Source organism: Agrobacterium deltaense RV3, from assembly GCF_900013505.1.
GTDB lineage: Bacteria > Pseudomonadota > Alphaproteobacteria > Rhizobiales > Rhizobiaceae > Agrobacterium > Agrobacterium leguminum.
In genome coordinates, this window is record NZ_LT009747.1 from 129,778 (window position 1) to 147,155 (window position 17,378).

Annotated in this window: 16 protein-coding genes and 2 pseudogenes; 10 read left to right on the forward strand and 8 right to left on the reverse strand. The window is 56.5% G+C overall.

Features of this window, described 5'->3' with window-relative positions; all coding sequences use genetic code 11:
• Nucleotides 1–5: 5 nt before the first annotated feature.
• From AGR7B_RS24315 to AGR7B_RS24325, 3 genes are read right to left on the reverse strand one after another with little or no spacing between them, the layout of a single operon-like run.
• Nucleotides 6–305, reverse strand: coding sequence for a TrbC/VirB2 family protein (locus AGR7B_RS24315; RefSeq protein ID WP_080858324.1), 300 nt, complete (start codon nucleotides 303–305; stop codon nucleotides 6–8).
• Nucleotides 302–976 (reverse strand): lytic transglycosylase domain-containing protein, encoded by a 675-nt coding sequence (locus AGR7B_RS24320; protein ID WP_080858325.1) that lies wholly within the window; start codon nucleotides 974–976, stop codon nucleotides 302–304. Before AGR7B_RS24320 ends, AGR7B_RS24315 begins: the two co-directional genes overlap by 4 nt.
• A 2-nt stretch (nucleotides 977–978) precedes the next feature.
• Nucleotides 979–1,518: a hypothetical protein gene (locus tag AGR7B_RS24325; protein ID WP_080858326.1), complete on the reverse strand. Its 540-nt coding sequence runs from the start codon at nucleotides 1,516–1,518 to the stop codon at nucleotides 979–981.
• Between the two features lie 98 nt (nucleotides 1,519–1,616).
• Between AGR7B_RS24325 and AGR7B_RS24330 the strand changes: the two genes are divergently transcribed.
• From AGR7B_RS24330 to AGR7B_RS26570, 3 genes and pseudogenes are all read left to right on the forward strand, one after another.
• Nucleotides 1,617–1,967, forward strand: coding sequence for a MarR family transcriptional regulator (locus AGR7B_RS24330; RefSeq protein WP_080855390.1), 351 nt, complete (start codon nucleotides 1,617–1,619; stop codon nucleotides 1,965–1,967).
• 898 nt (nucleotides 1,968–2,865) lie between these two features.
• Nucleotides 2,866–3,084 (forward strand): hypothetical protein, encoded by a 219-nt coding sequence (locus AGR7B_RS24335; protein ID WP_162934263.1) that lies wholly within the window; start codon nucleotides 2,866–2,868, stop codon nucleotides 3,082–3,084.
• A 182-nt stretch (nucleotides 3,085–3,266) separates the two neighbouring features.
• A pseudogene (locus AGR7B_RS26570) lies at nucleotides 3,267–3,497 on the forward strand (RES domain-containing protein); the annotation flags it as partial.
• A gap of 357 nt (nucleotides 3,498–3,854) precedes the next feature.
• Here AGR7B_RS26570 and AGR7B_RS24350 read toward each other — a convergent pair.
• From AGR7B_RS24350 to AGR7B_RS24360, 3 genes and pseudogenes are all read right to left on the reverse strand, one after another.
• Nucleotides 3,855–4,079, reverse strand: a pseudogene (locus AGR7B_RS24350) (DUF4172 domain-containing protein); the annotation flags it as partial.
• Nucleotides 4,080–4,270: 191 nt separating this feature from the next.
• Nucleotides 4,271–5,584 carry a sigma-54-dependent transcriptional regulator gene (locus AGR7B_RS24355; protein WP_080858330.1) on the reverse strand — a complete coding sequence of 438 codons (1,314 nt, stop codon included), beginning with the start codon at nucleotides 5,582–5,584 and terminating at the stop codon, nucleotides 4,271–4,273.
• Nucleotides 5,581–7,302 (reverse strand): sensor histidine kinase, encoded by a 1,722-nt coding sequence (locus tag AGR7B_RS24360; protein WP_245317768.1) that lies wholly within the window; start codon nucleotides 7,300–7,302, stop codon nucleotides 5,581–5,583. Before AGR7B_RS24360 ends, AGR7B_RS24355 begins: the two co-directional genes overlap by 4 nt.
• Before the next feature lie 472 nt (nucleotides 7,303–7,774).
• Between AGR7B_RS24360 and AGR7B_RS24365 the strand changes: the two genes are divergently transcribed.
• From AGR7B_RS24365 to AGR7B_RS24385, 5 genes are all read left to right on the forward strand, one after another.
• On the forward strand, nucleotides 7,775–9,031 hold the full coding sequence (locus AGR7B_RS24365; RefSeq protein ID WP_245317792.1) for an MFS transporter: 1,257 nt from the start codon (nucleotides 7,775–7,777) through the stop codon (nucleotides 9,029–9,031).
• A gap of 212 nt (nucleotides 9,032–9,243) precedes the next feature.
• Nucleotides 9,244–9,444 carry a type II toxin-antitoxin system VapB family antitoxin gene (locus AGR7B_RS24370; RefSeq protein ID WP_080858476.1) on the forward strand — a complete coding sequence of 67 codons (201 nt, stop codon included), beginning with the start codon at nucleotides 9,244–9,246 and terminating at the stop codon, nucleotides 9,442–9,444.
• Nucleotides 9,441–9,824, forward strand: a complete 384-nt coding sequence (locus tag AGR7B_RS26360) for a type II toxin-antitoxin system VapC family toxin (RefSeq protein ID WP_080858333.1) — start codon at nucleotides 9,441–9,443, stop codon at nucleotides 9,822–9,824. The genes AGR7B_RS24370 and AGR7B_RS26360 overlap by 4 nt, the downstream gene beginning before the upstream one ends.
• Nucleotides 9,825–10,090: 266 nt before the next feature.
• Nucleotides 10,091–11,218, forward strand: coding sequence for a Fic family protein (locus AGR7B_RS24380; protein ID WP_080858334.1), 1,128 nt, complete (start codon nucleotides 10,091–10,093; stop codon nucleotides 11,216–11,218).
• Nucleotides 11,219–11,389: 171 nt separating this feature from the next.
• Complete coding sequence (locus tag AGR7B_RS24385; protein WP_080858335.1) at nucleotides 11,390–13,705, forward strand: hypothetical protein; 2,316 nt, start codon at nucleotides 11,390–11,392, stop codon at nucleotides 13,703–13,705.
• 371 nt (nucleotides 13,706–14,076) lie between these two features.
• On the opposite strand, the gene AGR7B_RS24390 is transcribed toward AGR7B_RS24385, so the two are convergent.
• A complete protein-coding gene (locus AGR7B_RS24390) occupies nucleotides 14,077–14,865 on the reverse strand; it encodes a DUF4394 domain-containing protein (protein WP_080858336.1) in 789 nt (262 codons plus the stop codon).
• Between the two features lie 204 nt (nucleotides 14,866–15,069).
• On the opposite strand from AGR7B_RS24390, the gene AGR7B_RS24395 reads away from it, so the two are divergent.
• Together AGR7B_RS24395 and AGR7B_RS24400 are read left to right on the forward strand one after the other, a co-directional pair.
• Nucleotides 15,070–15,615, forward strand: a complete 546-nt coding sequence (locus AGR7B_RS24395; protein ID WP_080858337.1) for a sigma-70 family RNA polymerase sigma factor — start codon at nucleotides 15,070–15,072, stop codon at nucleotides 15,613–15,615.
• Nucleotides 15,612–16,316, forward strand: coding sequence for an anti-sigma factor (locus AGR7B_RS24400; RefSeq protein WP_080858338.1), 705 nt, complete (start codon nucleotides 15,612–15,614; stop codon nucleotides 16,314–16,316). Before AGR7B_RS24395 ends, AGR7B_RS24400 begins: the two co-directional genes overlap by 4 nt.
• Before the next feature lie 66 nt (nucleotides 16,317–16,382).
• Here the strand turns inward: AGR7B_RS24400 and AGR7B_RS24405 are convergent, their stop codons facing one another.
• Complete coding sequence (locus tag AGR7B_RS24405; RefSeq protein ID WP_080858339.1) at nucleotides 16,383–17,201, reverse strand: alpha/beta fold hydrolase; 819 nt, start codon at nucleotides 17,199–17,201, stop codon at nucleotides 16,383–16,385.
• Nucleotides 17,202–17,378: the final 177 nt, after the last annotated feature.

Below are 17,378 nucleotides of genomic sequence, written 5' to 3' on the forward strand. Positions count from 1 at the left end.
GATGGTCAGCTGCCGACGATGGTGTTGACCAGCTCGGTCGCCCCGAAAATACCGCCGATACCGATGATCCAGAAACCGGCCTTTCTCAGATCCATGTAGCCGAACATCCAGGCGATGCAGATGATGATCACGGCGATGATCGCCAGCAGGCGGGCGATATTGCCGGTGAGCATGGTGACGATGTTCTGCAGCACGGTTTCGATGCCGGCGGATTGGGCAAAGGCCGGTTCGACGAAGCAAGCGACAATAACGACGGCCATGAGCGTGGCGGCGGCATAGGGACGAAGGCTGGTTCTGGAGATCATTCACTCTGCTCCGATGGGTCATGCTGGAAAATGAGAACAGAAGAGTGCCGTCTGGAACGGAACACGTTCCATGATGCGGTTTCTTCGGTCTGCGTGACTTGTTTGGCGACTGGCAATGCCGGTTGGTTTTGAGCCTGCTCCTCGGTGGCGTCCTCGCGAGTCATTGGCCCAACCGGTCCGCCGATCCCGAGCGACGCGATCTTCGGAGAGAGGCGCCTCACCTCGTTGCGCACCTGCTCGTCATACCGGACCATCTCGCCGACCGAAGGGTCGTCCCGCCCGTACCAGGACTGGAGCATCACCGTCTCGGCGCGCTGCGGATTAGCGCCAAAACGCAGTGCAAGACGGTAATAGCCATCGAGAAGCGTGGCTGTCGCCTTGAGGTTCAGGCACGGGTCGAAGGCGTCGGAAACGGAGAGGTTTAACTTTCGAAGTTCCTCCACGCCGATACCGCCGAGTCCGATCTGGATGTCCTGATGCTCAGCGATCAGGGACGTCGCCACCTCAATCGCCTCGGCCTTACTGGCGGGCTGCGCGGGAAGCGGCATGCCGCTACTGATGCGGATATTGAAAGGAATGAACCGGCTCTCCAGGCTGACGACGGCGGCCAGCGTTTCCACCTGGACCATTGGCGCACAAATCTGCGCCATATCGACCAATGTGGCGCCCATGCTCAGTACCAGACACGCTGCTTGCCGACGCCATCAATAGTGACATCGATATAGTGCGGCTGCGATCGGACGTTCGGACGCGTGATCGGGTAACCCATGCACTGAAGCTGGCCATCCTGGCCCTGCCACCGTGCAGACAGGACCGAGCCGGAGTTGCTGCCATCATTGTCACGGCTGAAAGAGCAAAGCGAAGGGCTCACACGCTGAAGCGAGGTTGAAACGCAGGTCGCCTGTTCATCGCGCGGACCGTAACTGCCTGAAAGCCGATAGCCCTCATCGCAATAATATGGCTCATAGCCGGGCCGGGAACTGTGAAACCCTACGCCGCTGCAGGTTGGAAACGAATGACCCTTGGCAAGTGCGCGCCAGAGTTTCTGGATCGGGGGCCTGCATTCGGTATACTGGGTCGGTCCGCCGGGATTGGAAAGGCACAGGATTACCTGGCATCCCCAATCATCAGCACGCGCATTGCTGCCGGAAATCAGATAGGATGGCAGCATCAAGGAAACAGACAGCAGACTATTCAGCAGAAGGTTTTTCATGGACTTGCCCCTTCGGAACAACGACAGCGCGCTACGGCAACAATGTCCGGCAGGAGCGCAACGCAATTTTAATAACTTATATAACACAGTTAAATAACATGACAAGAGCGCTCAAGACACAATTGCACAACCTCGCCTTCTCCGGACTGATCCTCCACGAGATTCTCGATCATCCACTGGAAGACGAAACGCCACAGGCGCGGCTAAAGGAGATCGGCATGATGACGATCCTTTACACGATGAGCCAGGCTCACCAGAAGCTAACCCTTTCCAATATTGTTGAAATTACTGCACTGACGCGGAGCGGCGCAAAGGAGACTGTCGATCTTCTCGTCAAGCGGGGCATGCTGAATGAAACCATGGGAACGAATTCCATGGGTCGGGGGACCGCGCGCCAGTTCGAGATATCCGAAGACCTCCTGAAAAAGCTGAGTACGTTCGAAAGCTGATTACAACTTCGCGGATAAACTAACTTTTTTGCGCCACAATCCGATATTGACGCGAATCAAATCTCTTCGAAATACCGGCATCCATGGCAGCTATTCTCAGGGGAAAAGCGGCCTCTCGTACAAATCAGGCCTCTCGCGAAGTCGGTGAGGGGCAGGCGTCGCGATCTATGCTAAAGGTTGACAGTCTTCGTTCAGAAGAAAATCGGTGAAAATGCCCCTGCCGCGGGCATTTTGGACGTAGCTGATGCACTTGATGGCCTCTCCCAGTGCCATCGTGTCAGCTGTTCCCCTCTGGAGGTTATTGACTTTCACATCTTACAGGGCCCTGATTAACCAGTGACCCTATTTTTTGCTGTGACGTTCGCCCTCTGCCGACCCAAATGGGAGCGCACTTGAAAACAACCCTCCGGTGATAGAGTTATAGCGCTAGTTAAGCGAAACATCCCGTAGTATCGAGATGGACTCTGCTTCGCACGAGAAAACATCAGATGTGGGTGGGCGCCGCTGAAACGTAAATCGGTAGAAAAACAGCGTGCGTCTTCCATCGGCGCGAAACTGCGCAAGGCGATGGCAAGTGCGATGCACTCGATGCCGGGAACCGATGTCGATGACATGATGGTCGTTCTGGTCGACACACACCAAATCAAGTCGTGCGAGACACCATTCGCGATATCATCGAGTATGTGCCGGCGATCGTCGAAGCCCGGCAAAGCAAACTGACCGCTGACGCGATCGACGCGCTGGTTTCGGTCTATATGCGCCCGTCTCCCAATGCCGACGTCGAGAGGCTGCTGTATGACAGCAATGCGAAGGCGAGAGCGTGTTTTTTGGGGAGTGGCCAAGCTTTACCAGCAAGGATCTGGCGGAAGTGGCCGGACATGGTTCCAAGAACAAGAGCATGACCGCCTCGCGGTGGAAGATGGAGGCCAAGGTCTTCTCGATCAGGCATGGCGGCGCCGAGTATTTCCCGGCCTTCGAGTTTGAGGAAGGGCAGCCGATTGAAACCGTTGCCAGAGTGCTCGCCCTGCTTGGTGAGAAAAAGTCCGGCTGGCAATTGGCATTCTGGTTTATCTCCCCGAATAGGTGGCTTGCCGGCAAGCGCCGGTCGATGCCCTGAAAGACGGCAACGTGGTGGTGTCGGCGGCAGCCCATCAGCTGGAAAATATCGCCGGATGATTTCCTCACCTCCCTCCCTCTCCCCTTCCCCGCCTCGAACTCACACGAGATCAAGGCGGGACGAGACTTCACAGAGTTCATGATCGGCGTTTCGGAAGCCGCTCTTTTAATCCCGGCAAGGGCCGTCCCAGCCGGTTTGCGCCGTTATTCCTGGGCAGCGATCCTATCCCAACGCAATATCTCGCGACCGACTCCGAATGCGCGGTTCATGAGACGATCTTTCACGATGTGCCGATCGACGAGCGGAACAAAACTGTTGGCGCCAACAATATTAAGCCGCTTGCCCATTCGGTCATCGAGCTGAAGCGTGATCTTGTTCTGATACCCCTGTTCGCACCTGATCTCGCCAAATGAGGCATCCGCAGGGCAGACCTCATCGATACAACGGCCACTGACTATTACATCACTGCTCAGTGGGCATCGGCTGTTCACCAAAGCAGACCGGACGCACATGGCCTGATCTGGACGTCTAAACGTTGTGATCCACAGCAGGCAGTGCTCCTGTTCGGAGATCGCATCGCGAAGACTCATCTGCTCGAGATCAGCAATATCCCGATCTACTCGGACGGAGAAATGCGGCAGGTTGTTGCATTTGCCGCGCGCGTCGATATCACCTCGTACTGTAATGACGGCAGCCTAAGGGGATATATGCCTGCCGACTAAAGCAGATTATGCGAACCTCCCACAGGAGTTCATTCGACTGGCAGCAATTTATTTCTGCAATGACAGCGAGCACCGGGTATGCCGACGTTCACCCGTGCGCGTCAGTGCACCGATCTCCACGAGCTGCTGAAGGTCGCGTGTTGCTGTAGCGCGGGATGTATCTGTGATCGAAATGTAGTTTTCGGCACTTAGCCCCCCCTTGAAGCCTGCCGTACCTTCCTTGAAGATGCGCGCGACTACCTTTTCCTGCCGCTCGTTGAACTGGCCACGAAAGGGTTCAACTCCACGGCTATTGTTCGGCAGCAGCGGTAAAATATAGCCCATTCTTCGTCCCTCAATTCGTAACGGCGCATGGCAATCTCCTTTCAACGAGATTGAATCACAAACCTTCAATAAGATGAACCCCGTTTATGAGGACACGGCCTAGGAAAATAAAACCAAAAGCCCAGAGAGTAGTTGATGCCTCAACGCGGCTTTCGGAAGAAGGCGGGATGAATTCCTAAGCGCTGCAACCGGGCATAGAGGCTTCGTCGGGGAAGCTTCAGCGCCTCTGCGACGGCCGATGCGTCACCCCCATGTCGTTGGAGTGCCTGGGTCAAAACGGTTGCCTCAAACGCATCCATCTGTTCAACCAGACCCAACCTCGTTGACGCTTGGGGGTGCGGTGAGGCAAGACCAAGCGCGACCTGCGTTGCATAGTTGCGCAATTCGCGGATATTTCCCGGCCATTCATTGGTCAGGAGAAACGCCTCCATCTCGGCATCGATCTGCTGACTGGGGAGCCCATGGCGACGCGCTGCATCAACCAAAAACACATGGAACAGGATGGCGATGTCCCCCTGCCGTTGGCGCAGTGGCGGCACACCGATGCGCACGGTCTGGAGGTGATACAGAAGATCCTGCCGCAAGTCTGCCTTTTCATCGTCACCGGCAAGGTGTCTCCTCGCCAAGGTAGTAACGATCCTGACATCGACGGGCGTCGTCCCGCCGCTTGGATTGGGCATTTCACGGCTTTCCACCACGCCTAGCATCCGCCCCTGCATCAGGGAAGACATGATTTCCGCCCCATCCAAAAACAGCGTTCCACGCTGGGCCTCGGCAATCAGCCCGCGACGAAGGCGCGTGCCGAAGAGTGTCTCGTCAACCATCGCATCCGAAATAGACGCGCAATCGACGCGGATGAATGGACGCGCGCGACGCGGGCTTCCCTGGTGTAATAGCCTTGCAATCAACTCCTTGCCCGTCCCGGTCTCGCCTTCGATAAGCACATTGACGTCCGTCGGGGCGACCCGTTCAATCAAGTCCCGCAACTGCACCATAGCGGGCGTCTGGCCGAGCAGCGGCGATGTCAGTTCCGCCTCGAGAGCCGCCTGACGCAGCCGCCGATTGTCCACGACCAGACGGCGGGTTTCCAGCGCGCGCCGGACGGAGGCGACTAGATGGTCCGTCATGAACGGCTTTGCCACGAAATCGAATGCGCCCCGCTTCAAGGCGGCGACTGCCATGGCGATATCGCCATGCCCTGTCATGAGGATGACCGGCAATTCGCGATCGCGGGCAAGGATTGCGTCGAACAGGTCGTTGCCATCGAGGCGCGGCATGCGAAGATCGGTGACGATGGCACCGGGCAGCGTGGTGGAGAGGCTGGCAAGCGCCGATTTGCCATCGTCATGCACCTCCACCTCCAAGCCGGCGATGGCAAAACTGTCCGCCAACGCTGCACGAAAGGCGACGTTGTCTTCGACGAGCAGGATCTTCTCTGGTGCATTCTGCGTCATGCCGCCCTCATGGTAACGGTAAAGGCCGCGCCCCCAAGCGCCGACGCCGTGATGGTGAGAGCGCCGCCAAGATCGCTCATGATATCCCGGGCAATGCCAAGACCAAGCCCGAGACCATTTACCTTGCCGGTCACGAAGGGCTGAAAGACTTGCTTGCCGAGCTGCGGATCGATGCCCGCGCCGTTATCGGCAACCGTCAGGCAAATCATGTCCTCGTGATGCTCCACCGTTATCGCAATCTCCGGATCGGCGTGTCCCTCCAGCGCGTCCATGGCGTTCTGCAACAGATTGACCAGAACCTGTTCGAGCGGCACACGCTTGCCAAGCACGCTTGGTTGACCACTTGGCGGCAGGGTCAGGCGAATGCCAGCCTTCCGAATCCGGTCTTCCATCAACAGCATCGCGCCCGCGATAATACCGTCCAAGGGTTCTTCGCCGATTTGCCCCTCTCCCTTGCGTGAGAAACCGCGCATTTCCTGCGTCAGCGTGCCGATCCGCTCCGTCATCGCAATCATCGTACCGAGGCTGTCGCGAACGCGTTCGCTGCGACTGGCGGCAAGATGGTGGAGCGCATTTTCCGAAAGGGTACGGATGGTAGCAACCGGCTGATTGATTTCATGCATGAGGCCAGCGGTAATGGAGCCGACGGAAGCGAGCCGATTGGCCTGCGCCAGTTCCTCGCGCGCCTCCCGATAACGCTGATCGGCAATTGCCCGATAGCCCATTTCTTCACGCAGCTGCGCCGTTCTTTCAGCGACCGCCGCCTCCAGGCTACGCCGCTCCGCAGCGCGCCTTGCAGTACGATTGGCCTGCCACCAGACAGCGAAGCCGGCGAGAAGCAAAAGCGGCAGGATGGCAAGCGTGGCAAACGTCGCTCGCCGGTCCGCGGCGATACGCGCTTGTCGCGTGTCGAGAAGATGCAGGATGAGAAGATCCGTTCCGACGATGGGAAGTGCAGCATAAATCATCTCCGCGCCCTGCGCCGTCTCGATCCGATCCGGTCCCGCAACGCGATAGTGGCCGGGCTCGAGCTTTGCATCGCCATACTGGCCGACCGCATCGATCCGCTGACGAACGGCGGTGGGCAAAGGAGCAAGGGTTGTGAGAATCTGGTCTTTGTCAGGTGCCGCCAGAATGATGCCGTTGGCATCGACGATCAGTGCGCGCCCCGGATCACCGGCCCAGATGGCGGAAAGCGCGCCGAACTCATATTTGACGACGACGACGCCGGACGCGGCATCGCTTCGGCCGACGCGCCGCGCCAGAAACAAGCCTGCCTGGCGGGTGAGCAGGCCCGCGCCATAATACTCCGCCTTCCCCTCCCGCATTGCGCCGGTGAAATAGGGACGGAAGCCGAAATTCTGCCCGACGAAGCTGCTGTCATCGCGGGCATTGGAAGCGGCCACGGCAACGCCGTCGCGATTGATCAGATAGATATAGGAGGCTCCGGTCTCTCGCCCGAGAGAACCGAATTTCTCGCTGAGCCGCGCTGCCGTCTGAGCATTCCTGGTCGAGAGAACATCGACGAGATCGCCATATTCGCCCAGAACGATCGGCATCAGCCGAAAACGGGCAAGCTCGCTGTCGATCAACAGGCTGTGCTGACGCACCAGCAGCGCAGCCTCCTCCGCCAGCTGCTCCGACGCTTGCCGACGCGACCAAAGGGACGCTCCGCTCCAGACGAGAGCGGTGACGGCCAGCACGATCAGCAAAAGCACTGAGATCTGTAGGCGAGGTTTCAGAAACATCTGTGCAGGATATTGCACGCTCAATCAAAACGCCATGCAAAAATCAGCACAGATTTCGCCTCAGGTCTTACGAAGAAACCGATTAAACATATTAACTTCAATATCTTGATCGAAATTCAATCAATCCTTCACACGATGACCTGCCCTCCCTCACATTGCAGGAAGAGGACGCGCCGTCGGGAGGATGTCCTAAAAGCTTTAAATGAACGGTCATGTGCCGATCGGCAAAGACGCTCTCTGTGGAGCTCGCTGGTCATTCGGAGGGAAGACTCCAAGCTCAAGCCGCGCGTCACGATCTTGCTCGTGCCTTAAAAAATGGCACGGGCGTCTTTGTGAAACTTGACCAAGGGAGGGTCTGAGTGTGTTGATCGAGACTAGAAATACTGTCACCCAGGGAGCAGCAAATCAGGCTGTCGCGCAGTCGCCAGACCGCAAGCAGCGCCTGAAATCGATTATCGGCGGTTCGACGGGCAATCTCGTCGAATGGTTCGACTGGTACGTCTATGCCGCGTTTGCGCTCTACTTCGCACCGCATTTCTTTCCCGCAGGCGATCAGACCGCACAGCTCCTGAATTCCGCAGCCGTCTTCGCCGTCGGCTTCGTGATGCGCCCCGTCGGCGCATGGATCATGGGTCTTTATGCCGACCGCCATGGCCGCAAGTCCGGACTGGCGCTTTCCGTGACCCTCATGTGCCTTGGTTCGCTGATCATTGCCCTTACACCGGATTACAACACGATTGGCGTTCTGGCACCTACGCTTCTGGTGATCGCCCGTCTGTTGCAGGGCCTCTCCGTCGGCGGCGAATATGGCGCCTCTGCCACCTATCTCTCCGAAATGGCCGGCAAGGAACGCCGCGGCTTCTTTTCTTCCTTCCAGTACGTCACCCTGATCTCGGGCCAGCTTCTGGCCATCGCCGTCCTCATCATTTTGCAGAACGTCATGAGCCCGGAAGCCCTCAACGCCTGGGGTTGGCGCATTCCGTTCTTTGTCGGTGCAGCACTCGCCGTCGTGGTCTTCTGGCTGCGTCGTGGTCTCGCGGAAACTGAAAGCTTCAAAAACGCCAAGGCAGAAGGCAAGCCGAAGTCTGGCTTCTGGCAGCTTCTGACCAAGCATCCGAAAGAGACCGCCCTTGTCATGTTGCTGACTGCAGGCGGCACCTTGGCTTTCTATGCCTACTCAATCTACATGCAGAAATTCCTGGTCAACACGTCCGGCTTCTCCCGCGAGGTGGCGAGCGAGATCAATGCGGTTACGCTTCTCATCTTCATGCTGTTGCAGCCGCTTGCGGGCGGACTGTCCGACAAGATCGGGCGCAAGCCGCTGATGATCGCATTCGGAGTGGCGGGCGTACTCTTCACCTATCCAATCTTCTCGGCCCTAGAACAAACGAGGGACCCGCTGATTGCCGGACTGCTGGTCATGGCCGCTCTGGTGATCGTGACGGGCTACACCTCGATCAATGCCGTGGTAAAAGCAGAGCTCTTCCCCGCCCATATCCGCGCGCTCGGCGTTGCTCTTCCCTATGCGCTCGCCAACACGCTCTTCGGCGGCACAGCGGAGTTCGTTGCACTGCGCTTTAAGAGCGCCGGTTGGGAACAGGGCTTCTACTGGTATGTAACCGCCATGATCGGCGTGTCACTCATCGTCTACTTGTTCATGCGTGACACCAGCAAGCAGAGCGAGATCATCGAAGACTAAGGTCGAGGGGGGGCAGCCCCCCCTCGACTCACCTCGGGGGCCTTACCGATTGCCATCCGGGCACCGCAAGATGGGATTACGTGAATTCTCTTCCCCTGCCTTTGAAGGGATTCGAACCGCGACTGCAATAGGCATAAAAAAATGCGGGCTTTATGGGCGTAGATTTCTGCACCAATTGGTGCTATTTGCATATCAACGTTTTGGAGCTAGTTATGCGATCAACCATCAATCTCGACGACAGCCTTATGGAAAGAGCGAAGTCCCTAACGGGCACGAAGGAAACGGCGGCTCTTGTGCGTCAAGCACTAGAGACTTTGGTGCGAGTCGAGTCTGGCAAGCGGCTAATCGCTCTTGGAGGCACTATGCCTGACGCTGACGCAGCGCCTCGCCGCCGGAGCGACGTGGGGAAGTGATCCTTGTCGACAGTTCAATCTGGATTGATCATTTCCGACACGTAGAGCCGGAGCTAGTCAAAATCATCGGAGATGATCAGCTGCTTTGCCACCCTTTCGTTGTAGGTGAACTGGCCTTGGGTAGTCTGCGAGAACGGGATGCGGTATTAGCATTTCTCACAGCTCAGCGTGAAGCAGTAGTCGCAACCCATGCAGAGGTAATGACAGTCATTGATCGCCAGTCGATATTCAGCATGGGGATCGGCTATACTGATGCACATTTGTTGACTTCAACTCTCCTGGACCGACGATCCAGCTTGTGGACGAGGGATAAGCGCCTTGCGGCCGCCGCTCGGAAGGTTGGCGCGGCGCTTTATCCCTCTCCGCATACTCCTCATTAGAAATGAAGTTACGAACCCTTGAGTGCAATTCCGCTCTTGAAGGGATATGAACCAGCGACCCTGATAATCAATTTTCCCCGAGTGGGAGAGTGTATTAACACAGCAATTCGTGGGAACGATTTGAATAAGATCGACCAGTCTCTTGATCCCATGGCGACCGCTAGCATCATTGATCTGAGCGTCGTGCGGAGATTAAGCACTATAACGTCCGCATAATTGCGGAGATTAAGCTTGCTATTCTCCGCATTCGGAGCGTACTATGAACTATGGCGTATATCTGGCAATCCTCTCAATGGCCGAAGTTCCACTGGAAGCTCGAGCGCTTGGCGTCGAAAGTGTCAGCCGTACGCCTTGATCAAGGGCGCCTCATCGGCCGCGTCGAGAGCCTCGGGTTTCGTATACGGGAAGCAACGTTCCTGCAGGCGCTGACGGACGACGTTGTCAAATCGTCGGCGATCGAAGGGGAGCGTCTGGATGAACAGCAGGTCCGGTCATCGTTAGCCCGACGGCTTGGTATCAACATCGATGGTTTCGTGACCCCGAACAGGTCTGTTGAAGGTATTGTCCATATCACTCTCGACGCTACGATCAATTGCTCACACTCACTGACGGCAGAGCGGCTATTTCAATGGCATGCAGCGCTGTTTCCGACCGGACGAAACGAATGGGGCCACAAGCTGCGTGTCGGAAATTGGCGTGACGACTCAGGCGGTCGTATGGAAATCGTGTCAAGCGCATTCGGATACGAGAAAGTTCACTATGTCGCGCCGCCGGCAGATTGCTTGGAGCGTGAGATGTCGACCTTCCTCGAATGGTTCAACAAAACGCATGATCTCGATCCTCTCGTAAAAGCGGCTGTCGCCCACCTTTGGTTCGTAGCCATCCATCCATTCGGGGATGGCAACGGTCGCATCACCCGTGCAATCGCAGACATGATACTTGCACAAAGCGGTGGCGGGGCACAGAGACTTTACTCCATGTCCGCCGCTATTGAGAAGTCGCGAACGGGCTATTATGAAGCCCTGCAATTAGTCACTAGTAACGAATCTCTCAACATAACAAGCTGGGTCGAGTGGTTCTTGGATCGTTTGGGCAACGCGGTTGAAGGTGCGCTCGCAACTCTCGATAACGTCTTGCTGAAAAATGACTTTTGGCAAAAGCATGCTGTGCATGATCTTAATCCGCGACAAGCTAAGGTCCTCAACAGGTTGCTAGAGGGCAATTTCGAAGGCAAGCTCACATCAACGAAGTGGGCGAAGCTGACGAACGCATCTCAAGATACGGCGTCCCGCGACATTGCAGACCTGTTGGAGAAAGGCATTCTACGGAAAGGGGAAGCAGGAGGCCGCAGCACATCCTATGAGCTGATTGTGGATTTTCGGAGAACCAATTGACGAGAGGAGCTCAGTTAGAGGCGTTAGAAGTCGCGATGGCTCTTCCTCCGGAAAGCAACACATCACTTCGGCGTAGTCGCATAAATTCAATCAGCGTATTAATACCTCATTAACCTCATTCCCTTAGCAAGCCGCGCCCAGGCTGGGCTGTAATCTGCAAGGGAAACCTGAATGAGCATAGATCAATCGGCAATCGTCTTTCGGCGCAAGATTTCCAGCTTCTGCGACATGAAGTTGGCACCACTCACAGACGCAAGACAAGTTCGAGCAATTTCAGAATATATGATCGGTCTCATCGATGACCAGATGCCTGCTCCAATGCTCGGCAGGCACGTCAATTGGGAAGAAATCTCACTCGCATGCGGTCTTGAGCAAATATCAGCAGAACTCAGGAGGGTCGGCCAGTACGGTTTCGATGCGATCTCACGGTGGCTCGCTGAAACCGGGCGAAGCCATAAAAGGCCCTCGGCCGCACGCAAAGGAGCAGAAACACGGAGCCGCGTAAAAGGTCTCTCAAGCAAACAAGCTTCTGACGCGGCAAAACCCGGTTATCGATCAAAGCCCGGCCCGAAACCCAAGCCCATCGAAGAGTTCCCGGAACCGCTTTTCGAGACTTACGACGAACCGGTGTCGTTTCAGGCGGCTCTCCAATTTCATATCGACCGTTTCGGCGAGAGCTATTACCATTTGCATCGCGCCATTTTCCGAGAAGGAGATGCGCTTGAAGCAACAACGTTGTTGAGCTGGTTGAAGGGAACGAAAGTGCCACGCAGCGTGGCAAACTTGGAAATCCTCAATCGAATAGAACGCCGGTACCGACTGCCACTCGGTTACTTCAAGGAAAAGCTGCCACATCAGTCTCGCGCCGGGGCCGGATATGACGTTGGTGACGACGTATCTCCCGCGGAGCGCCGACGTCTGGCATGGCATCTGCCGGATGATTTCAACTTACTGCCGGAGGAAAAGCGTGCGGAAATCCTTGAATGGGTAAGGCGGGTTATTCTAACCGGTGCGACGGACTATCGTCGTTATCAGGCGCTGGCGACGAAACAACGTTATGCCATCCGCTTTCCTGGCGTAACGTACGGCGGTTCTCGCAGACCGATGACGTCACCCCGTAAGGTGGTCGATGAATGTAAAGACGAGCTGGAAGACCCCGATATGCTTTCCGGCGTAATCGACGCACCTGCCCAACTTGCGCTCGAAATGGCCAATCTAATGTCGTTCAAGACCGCGACCCTGACGGCAGTCGGCTTCAAGCGCAATGGAGTTTGGGGCGAGGAAACGGCATCTCAGAAGCTCGAACATCTTGGGTTGATGTTTGGTGCTCTTGCTGCGTCACCTGAGGGCGAAGTCGCCGGTCGAGGCGTGCCGCTTAGCGCATTGACCTTTGGACTCTTGGTTTTTCCGGGTGTCTGGGATTGGTATCTACAGTGGCGGGAGCGACGACGCGGCTTCTACACGGCCTGGGAAGCGGACATGCTCAGCATCTCGTTGTCGCTCACCCGAGAGGAAACCGGTTGGATCAGGCAGCATCCCGAACTCATCGAGCGCGTGGTGCCGGTAAATGGCTTGGTTACGAAAAAGGAGATCGCCTTCGCCCGGCGTGATTGGCACGCTTGCTGCGACGCGTTCCATTCTCACGCAAGGAACCGCATCAGGGAAATCCAACGGGTGATGCGCGTTCATCGAGACCCATTTGAGCCGATCATGTGTGTGCTTGAGGCACCAAGCCCGCTTGCCGAATACCGCAAGATCACAGACGAAATCCTTTTCCGCATGCCTGACAAAGACCGCTATCCGAGAGCTGCTGCAGAATCCGTGCGCTCGTTTCTCATGTTGAGGCTAGGACTTCATCTTGGGTTGCGACAGAAGAACCTCCGACAGCTGCTGTTTTGCCCACGCGGACATTTCCCAACGTCCGAAAGGCGTCTGGAAGAGATGCGGCGCGGAGAAATTCGGTGGAACGACAGAGAGCGAGGCTGGGAAGTTTTGATCCCGTCGGTCGCCTTTAAGAACGCCAACTCGTCGTTCTTCGGATCAAAGCCATTCAGACTCATCCTGCCAGACTTGCTCAACCTTTATCACTACATCAACGCCTACATCGAACGTCATCGAAAGGTTCTGCTCGGTCAGGCTACCGATCCGGGTACTTTCTTCGTCAAAACCGTCAAGCTATCAAGCGCTGACGCCGCCTATAATCAAACGACATTCTACGAGGCTTGGCGTCTCATCATCCAACGCTATGGTATCTATAACCCTTATACCGGTCGCGGAGCAATCAGTGGCTTGCTGCCGCACGGCCCACACAATGTTCGGGACGTGTTGGCAACGCACATCCTCAAACTCACGGGCTCATATGAACAGGCGAGCTATGCCATTCAGGATACGCCGGAAATGGTTCAACAGCACTACGGGCGTTTCTTGCCGCAAGACAAAGCAGCACTTGCGGCCAAAATACTGAACCAAGTATGGGAGGCGGCGTAAAGGGTGCCGGGCTGGCGATGTCATGAACACCGCCAGCGTTCAGCGAAGAGATCCACGATCCAGCGAACTGCTTTGTTACTAATTGCACTGCGAGCTATAGATTCGAAAGAGGCATTACGGCGCCAACCTCATAATTGGGACCTCGAACTATAACTCCGCAACTTCAGAGGCTTCCGCGACTCAAGAAATGACAACCATCGATCCTGCCGCCCCAACTAGGCTTGCATACCGCAGCAACGCCCAATCGCCTTCGCCGTCGGAAAAGCAATAATAATCAGACATCTGGATCGCTCTCGCAAACATTAGGCCTCCAAAACGGAAGCGCGGACGGCGGCAAATTGCTGCTAGATGCCTCCGTCCGTCTTCCTGTTTCACATAGCGGGAAGAACAGCGATGTCGCGAACTTCGTTGTCCGTGCCTGTAATAGCACCGACTTCCGCTGCGGCACCCGTTTCGAGATTGACGGTGTAAAGCATTTTGTTTGCAGCGAGATAGGCGGTATTCTCGCCGCCTTCCATGCCCTGGATATCGAAGGCATAGGTGGCGGGTTTATCTTTAAGCCCAAGCTTGCCGATCGCCTTCAAAGTGCCGTCATTCGGCTTGGTCTGCTGGACCAGAGCACCGATGGTCGCGTCGATATTGAACATCGCGGTCTTTTCTGGCTTGCCGATGGAGTTGGTGTAGGCGGCTGCGACAATGTTGGGCACCTCGCCCTTGTGCATGTCACCATCCTCGAAGGCTAGCGTTCCGTCTACCGTGACTGCACCGGTATCGGGGTGAACACGGTGGTTGGTGGTGCCACTCATGAAACGAAGACGATCAGCCATCGGGTTGAAGTCAACGACGACCGGCGCCTCCGTCATCGTCAGCATCTTGTCCATTTTCGCCAGATCGGTGGCTGCACCGCTTTCGAGATTGACGGTGACGATGCGATGATCCGGGGTAACGCCGATGACCGTCTTGTTGCCGGGGCGGTAGTCGATGCCGACGAGCTTGTCGACGCCGGTTACTTCCATGGTCTTTGTCACCGCGGGCTTTTCAGTATCGAACATGACGAGTGTCTTGTCGCCCGTCAGCCCAAGAACGGGTGCCGAAAAGGCTGTCGATGCCATGGCGGCGAAGGCTGCGGAGGCGATCAGTGCGAAACGAATGGTCTTCATGTCTTTCTCCCGTGCGTTCAACGTTCAAGAAGGCGTCAGGCACTCGGCTTTTGACCCTTCTTTGTTGAAGACACCGCAAAGGATGCGTTTGGATGCAGGTGAGAAAAATAATTTTCAGGGTGCATTCATTCGCTGCCTGGATGGGTATAGTTCCAGAAGGCTGACGATGTTCAACCGCGGCATCAAGGGAGGATAAGGATATTGATGGGCTCTGGGCCGGATGATCTGGATAAGGCGCTTGCCGCCTGCGCCAAGGGCGACCGATTGGCACTGCGACGCATTTTCGATCAGGAGGCCGGGCGGCTGGTCGCTGTGGCGCAACGCATCGTCAGGCGTCGCGAGCTTGCCGAAGAGGTGGTCCAAGAAGCCTTTATCCGAATATGGACCCACGCTTATCAATACAGTGCCGACCGTGGCTCCGCGCGGGGATGGATTTATGCCATCGTTCGAAACAGGGCGCTCAATCTCCTGCGGGATGGCAGGCGTGAACATTCGGTCGCAGAGGTCGAAACGCTTCAGGAAGCCGAGCAAGCAGACACAATCATGGCAGCGTGGCACCGGCTGGACCGGCAATCCCGGCTGCACGAATGCCTCGGATCGCTCGATGAAACGAAGCGGCACGGGATTCTTATGGCCTATGTTGGCGGGTATTCACACGGGGAGATCGCCGGCAGACTGCGAATTCCGCTTGGGACCGTGAAATCCTGGATCAGGCGCGGGCTTGTGACGCTTCGGGAGTGCATGGCATGACCTATGATCGCACGGACATAGCGCACCTCGCCGATGAGTATGTACTGGGTTTGGCCGAGAGCGCCTCCGCCGCGGAAATCGAGGAAGCCATGGAGCGTGATCCCGAACTGAAGGCCGCGATTGCCGCAAGCCGCGAGCGTTTTCTGCCGCTCGACACAGCAGTTACACCGGCAACCGTCGACGAGGCTCTTTGGCATCGCATTGAATCAGCGCTGCCTGCGCAGCATGCGAAAAGCGACACTCCTGTGTCCACGGTTGCGAATGATAATAACAGCAAAGGCTGGAAGATTGCGGCACTCTCGTCATTTGCAGCTGCGTTGTTGCTTGCGATCGGTCTTGGATACAGCCTCACTCGCACGATAGAGCCGCTTGTCGTCGCCGTTCTGATCAATGAGGCCGGAGAGGTTCAGGCTGTCGTCGAGGACTTTGGAAACGAGCGGGCGACGATACGGATGCTGGCCGATTTTGCCGTGCCGAACGATAAAGCGATAGAGGTCTGGACGCTTCCGTCGCGGGAAATGGGGCCTGTTTCGCTTGGATTGCTGGAAGGCGTTCGCTCGGCTCGCCTTGACGGGCCCGCATTGCCAACCCCGCGTGACAATCAGCTATACGAGATCACGCTCGAACAGGCGGGTGGATCGCCAACAGGTCGTCCCACTGGCCCGATCTTGGCGAAGGGATTGGCGAGGTTTCCGCGCTGACATATTTTGAAATGACGTCCGATTATTGAGACAGTGGGCGCATGCTTGGATGCGCCCACCCTGTCATCAGGCAAGAAACTCGATCAGGTCCTGGTTCAGGCGATCAGGAGCAGTCGCAAACAGGCCATGAGGTTCTCCGTCATACTCGATGAGCTTTGCTCCGGCGATACCGTTCGCAGCCGCTCGGCCTGTTGGATCGATTGGCACCGTCTTGTCGCCCGTGCCGTGGATGACCAGCGTGGGGATTGTAAACGCCGCGAAATCTGGCCGGAAGTCCGTCTTGCCGAATGCGTCAACGCAATCGATTGTGGCCTTCGGGCTTGCCATAACACCGAGAACAAAGGACCAGTCCAGAATGCCTTGGCTTACCGGGCTGGTCACGAAGCCGACGCCGTAGAACGTCTTGGCAAAGCTTTGCAGGAAGTCGAAGCGATCCTTGCGGATATCCTTCTTCATGCCTTCAAAGACGCTGGCATCAACGCCATCAGGGTTGCTCTCGTCCTTGAGAAGATAACCGGCAACTGATGCGACGAGAACTGCTTTTGATACTTTCGACGCGCCGTACCTCGTGAGATAGCGAGCAATTTCGCCACCGCCCATGGAAAAGCCGACAAGCGAAACACTCTGGAGTTCTAGGCCATCGATGACAGCGGCAAGGTCATCGGCGAAGGTATCATAGTTGTAGCCGCTCGCCGGATGTCCAGACTGGCCGAATCCCCGACGGTCATATGTGATGACCCGGAAGCCTGCTTCCAGCAGAGCCACCGTCTGGTATTCAAACATATCGCCGGTCAGCGGCCAGCCGTGGATAAGAATGACCGGACGGCCTTCGCCCATATCCTTGACGTGCAGTTTCGTGCCATCTTTTGCTTCGATGAGTACCATCTGGTGACTCCCTTGATGATGTCATCGGTAAAGCTTGCAAAACACATAGAGTTCCTTCGAAACTTTTGACTTGAGCTGACCTGCCACGAAGCAGCACTGTACACTTTGACTCGCGTCTCAAATCACGGTCTAAGCTCTTGAGCGGAATCGAACCAGTGGCCACCGCGTGATGCACTA

Excerpts from the sequence above, each read along its gene's own strand:
- AGR7B_RS24315 (WP_080858324.1), bottom strand. The coding sequence starts at position 305 with ATGATCTCCAGAACCAGCCTTCGTCCCTATGCCGCCGCCACGCTCATG.
- AGR7B_RS24320 (WP_080858325.1), bottom strand. The coding sequence starts at position 976 with ATGGGCGCCACATTGGTCGATATGGCGCAGATTTGTGCGCCAATGGTC.
- AGR7B_RS24325 (WP_080858326.1), bottom strand. The coding sequence starts at position 1,518 with ATGAAAAACCTTCTGCTGAATAGTCTGCTGTCTGTTTCCTTGATGCTG.
- AGR7B_RS24330 (WP_080855390.1), top strand. The coding sequence starts at position 1,617 with ATGACAAGAGCGCTCAAGACACAATTGCACAACCTCGCCTTCTCCGGA.
- AGR7B_RS24335 (WP_162934263.1), top strand. The coding sequence starts at position 2,866 with ATGACCGCCTCGCGGTGGAAGATGGAGGCCAAGGTCTTCTCGATCAGG.
- AGR7B_RS24355 (WP_080858330.1), bottom strand. The coding sequence starts at position 5,584 with ATGACGCAGAATGCACCAGAGAAGATCCTGCTCGTCGAAGACAACGTC.
- AGR7B_RS24370 (WP_080858476.1), top strand. The coding sequence starts at position 9,244 with ATGCGATCAACCATCAATCTCGACGACAGCCTTATGGAAAGAGCGAAG.
- AGR7B_RS24380 (WP_080858334.1), top strand. The coding sequence starts at position 10,091 with ATGGCGTATATCTGGCAATCCTCTCAATGGCCGAAGTTCCACTGGAAG.
- AGR7B_RS24385 (WP_080858335.1), top strand. The coding sequence starts at position 11,390 with ATGAGCATAGATCAATCGGCAATCGTCTTTCGGCGCAAGATTTCCAGC.
- AGR7B_RS24390 (WP_080858336.1), bottom strand. The coding sequence starts at position 14,865 with ATGAAGACCATTCGTTTCGCACTGATCGCCTCCGCAGCCTTCGCCGCC.
- AGR7B_RS24395 (WP_080858337.1), top strand. The coding sequence starts at position 15,070 with ATGGGCTCTGGGCCGGATGATCTGGATAAGGCGCTTGCCGCCTGCGCC.
- AGR7B_RS24400 (WP_080858338.1), top strand. The coding sequence starts at position 15,612 with ATGACCTATGATCGCACGGACATAGCGCACCTCGCCGATGAGTATGTA.
- AGR7B_RS24405 (WP_080858339.1), bottom strand. The coding sequence starts at position 17,201 with ATGGTACTCATCGAAGCAAAAGATGGCACGAAACTGCACGTCAAGGAT.